Source organism: Acetobacter pasteurianus subsp. pasteurianus LMG 1262 = NBRC 106471, from assembly GCF_000285275.1.
Taxonomy (GTDB): domain Bacteria; phylum Pseudomonadota; class Alphaproteobacteria; order Acetobacterales; family Acetobacteraceae; genus Acetobacter; species Acetobacter pasteurianus.
In genome coordinates this window covers 1-2,718 of the sequence record NZ_CADO01000098.1, presented here as the reverse complement: position 1 = coordinate 2,718, position 2,718 = coordinate 1, and the positions used below count along the sequence as shown (strand labels likewise).

Annotated in this window: 7 protein-coding genes; 2 read left to right on the top strand and 5 right to left on the bottom strand. The window is 50.8% G+C overall.

Annotation, left to right across the window (positions count from 1 at the left end):
* Positions 1–78 precede the first annotated feature (78 nt).
* The 4 genes from APA10_RS11570 to APA10_RS15610 form a co-directional block, all read right to left on the bottom strand.
* A complete protein-coding gene (locus tag APA10_RS11570) occupies positions 79–306 on the bottom strand; it encodes a hypothetical protein (protein WP_035367729.1) in 228 nt (75 codons plus the stop codon).
* The gene (locus APA10_RS11565; RefSeq protein ID WP_035367727.1) at positions 303–560 is read right to left on the bottom strand and encodes a hypothetical protein; all 258 of its coding nucleotides are present in this window, start codon (positions 558–560) and stop codon (positions 303–305) included. The genes APA10_RS11570 and APA10_RS11565 overlap by 4 nt, the downstream gene beginning before the upstream one ends.
* Entirely contained in the window at positions 557–898 is a 342-nt protein-coding gene (locus tag APA10_RS11560; RefSeq protein ID WP_050998029.1) for a hypothetical protein, read from the bottom strand. Before APA10_RS11560 ends, APA10_RS11565 begins: the two co-directional genes overlap by 4 nt.
* Positions 899–1,094: 196 nt before the next feature.
* Positions 1,095–1,421, bottom strand: a complete 327-nt coding sequence (locus APA10_RS15610) for a helix-turn-helix transcriptional regulator (protein WP_035367726.1) — start codon at positions 1,419–1,421, stop codon at positions 1,095–1,097.
* Positions 1,422–1,504: 83 nt separating this feature from the next.
* Here APA10_RS15610 and APA10_RS15605 point away from each other — a divergent pair, with 83 nt between their 5' ends.
* Both APA10_RS15605 and APA10_RS15020 read left to right on the top strand, forming a co-directional pair.
* Positions 1,505–1,720: a YdaS family helix-turn-helix protein gene (locus tag APA10_RS15605; RefSeq protein ID WP_080587169.1), complete on the top strand. Its 216-nt coding sequence runs from the start codon at positions 1,505–1,507 to the stop codon at positions 1,718–1,720.
* Positions 1,717–2,178 (top strand): hypothetical protein, encoded by a 462-nt coding sequence (locus APA10_RS15020; RefSeq protein WP_124326543.1) that lies wholly within the window; start codon positions 1,717–1,719, stop codon positions 2,176–2,178. The genes APA10_RS15605 and APA10_RS15020 overlap by 4 nt, the downstream gene beginning before the upstream one ends.
* A gap of 203 nt (positions 2,179–2,381) precedes the next feature.
* Here APA10_RS15020 and APA10_RS15015 read toward each other — a convergent pair whose 3' ends face one another.
* Entirely contained in the window at positions 2,382–2,546 is a 165-nt protein-coding gene (locus tag APA10_RS15015) for a hypothetical protein (RefSeq protein ID WP_155116684.1), read from the bottom strand.
* Positions 2,547–2,718: the final 172 nt, after the last annotated feature.

The following is a 2,718-nucleotide window of genomic DNA, read 5'->3' as shown; positions in this document are numbered from 1 at the left end:
CTGAATTCTACAAAATGACCCGAAATTGCCTCAAGTGTGAGAAATCCGCGTCGAGGGCCATTTGCCGCTTGTCGGTCATTATGCAGCCCTCACTTCACGCTGGCGGAAGATGGTAGGCAGCGGGAACATGCGGCGCTTGGCGTAGCCTATGCGCAGGGCACCATCTGCAATGTCCTGTTCTGCTTCCATGGCTGCGGCCATGTCTTTGACCAGGGAAAGCATGGCCAGCTTTTCTTTGCTGTCCACATTGCGGTGGATGAGCTGCTCCAGTTGCGTGCGGGCAGCCTGAAAGGCGTGATTGTTCATTTGATATAGCTTTCAAGGATATTGGCGCGGGTATAGAGAAGCTCGGCTTCTTCACGGGCATGGTGCGCAAGCTTGCGCCATGATTCCGCGCCATAATGGTTTTCACTGGCGCGACATGCGCGGTGATAGGTTTCCAGCACGATGGAATGAGACATCAGGGCATCAGCCTGCACGCGGATAAGCGCAGCGCGGCGATGTATTGATTGTGCTGTTTTGAATGCGCTGAGATGCGCAGGGCAGGGAATGGCGTTCATGCTGCCACCTGCCGCTTGTATGCGGGCTTTAGCGCAAAATACAGTTTGCTTCCGTAATCCAGAAAACCAGATTTGGTGTTCAGATTACGGCGCAGGGTGCCCAGATCTTCCAGCACCATCTGAATATCGGCATCAGCCATTGCAGCCAGATCCAGCCGGGTTGTTTGCGTGTGGCAAGCCCGCAGCAGGGTATCTGTTGCATTGTAAATCTTATTGCGTCTGGGAGTTTCCTTGGCGCCTGCGTGATCTATGACGCGCCGGATAATGCGCAGGATAGCTTTGCCATCTTCTACAGAGACAAGCTGCGGTTGCGCATCGTGATGCCTGGAATGCGGCATGTCGTTTCTCCACCACGGGTTGTGATGGAAAATGGTTACGCTTAGCAATACTAAGCAGTCAAGGGAAAAAATTAGTGGAGCTAAGCAAAATTCTTAGTGCGTAAAATTCATTGACTAAGCCCTGATATGGGTGCCAATAAGAACATAATGTGAACTTAATTTAGATTTTAGAGTGATGTCTGGCAAGAAGCGAAAATCAGGAGTCAGAAGGTCTGCCAATATGCAGAAGCTCGACAACTGCCCGACGTTTCTCGATAGACAGAGATCTCCAGAAGCGGAGGAGGGCGAGTTCGTCAGGGTCTTCAACGATCTCACCAGCGTATGGAGCCGACCCGACTGGAGAGATTTGCTCACCTATAGAAAGAACAGACTTTAGGGCTGCCATACTTTCATTTGTTGGGCGTGTAGAACCTAATTCCCATTGTGCAACCGCACTTTTATTGACGTGTATCAGGTCAGCCAAGGCTGCCTGTGATAGCCCCTTTGCTTTGCGGGCAGTGCGTATCAGGTCTTTCAATTCCATATGTCGATACTGCCTTAATGGGCGCTTATCAGCACTAAGCAAAATTCCTTGCCTTGTTCGCTCAGTAACGCTAAGCGTTGCATATGAGAGATGTCACCGGAATGGAATTGATACGGTCACGCAGAGGCCTATCTGCGAGGATCGCAGCCGAATTGGGTATTACACGCGGAGCCGTGGCCCAATGGGATGTTGTGCCTCCACAATATTGCCCAATCATTGAGGCGGCATTCGGCATTCCTCGTGAAGAACTCCGACCAGACATCTTCCTGAAGCATGAAAGCACTGGAGTTGCGGCATGACTGATTCTTATGAAACCAATCATGCCGTTAAAGGCGTAACCTATCCGCTAAGGCGGCTTTGCCCAAGTTGTAGCTATGAAGCTATTTTTTCGAGCTCAATCTTTTGTAGGCGGTTAGTACAAAACTCTATAATTTTTCTCAGTGCTTTTGCCTCTAAATTACTAATGTTAGCTGGCTGGATATCCTCTGCACCCATTAGCGTCGTAACCTCCATAAAGATCGGTTTATCCGGCTTTTGGTGGTACGGAAAAATTGTAACGCGCACGCGTTTATCGGGCAAAACATCAAGTTTCTTAATGCCGGGTTCTAATGCGTTTGGGTCTTCATGGGGAAGAAGCACGGAATCGTCCTTTCATGTTGGTGGCACATACATGATGGATGTAGCCAGCGGCGGTATCAATGCCGCTGCTGGCATCTCTGATTTCCTAAAACCTAAACACACTGGAGTTGCGGCATGACTGATTCCCATGAAACCAACCATGCCGCAGAGGCCGGAAACTGTCACGCGGATGGTGTCCGGGGCGAAGGCCTGAGCAATGAGCAAACCCTGCGCAAATGGGCCTTGCAGACAATTCTGCTCAGCCCACACCCCATGCCTAAATCATGGGACAGCATGGAAGTTGGGGTTGCCCGTCTGGTTGCTTACGTGAAGACTGGCTCTTCAGTCCTTCCAGATGTCAGTCCTGTCGTAAATGCTTCCTTCTTCGACCGGAGCGTTCAGGCCGGGAATGAGAATGTTGGCGTCCTTAAGGGCTTCCAAAATCTTGGTCTGCGTACGCTCCAGTTCGGAAATGCGGCGTTCCAGTTCTTCCGTAGTCGGTTTCATAAGAATTCGTCCTTTCATTGTAGTTGCAAGAACATGATGGACGAAGCGGGCAGGGGCGACAACGCCGCTGCCCGCACATCAAAATAGAACGGTATCGGCATCATGATCCCGTTTTCCCATCGCTTTCTGGCGTCCATCAAAACAGCCACAAAACGTGCGGTTGAAGCCGTTG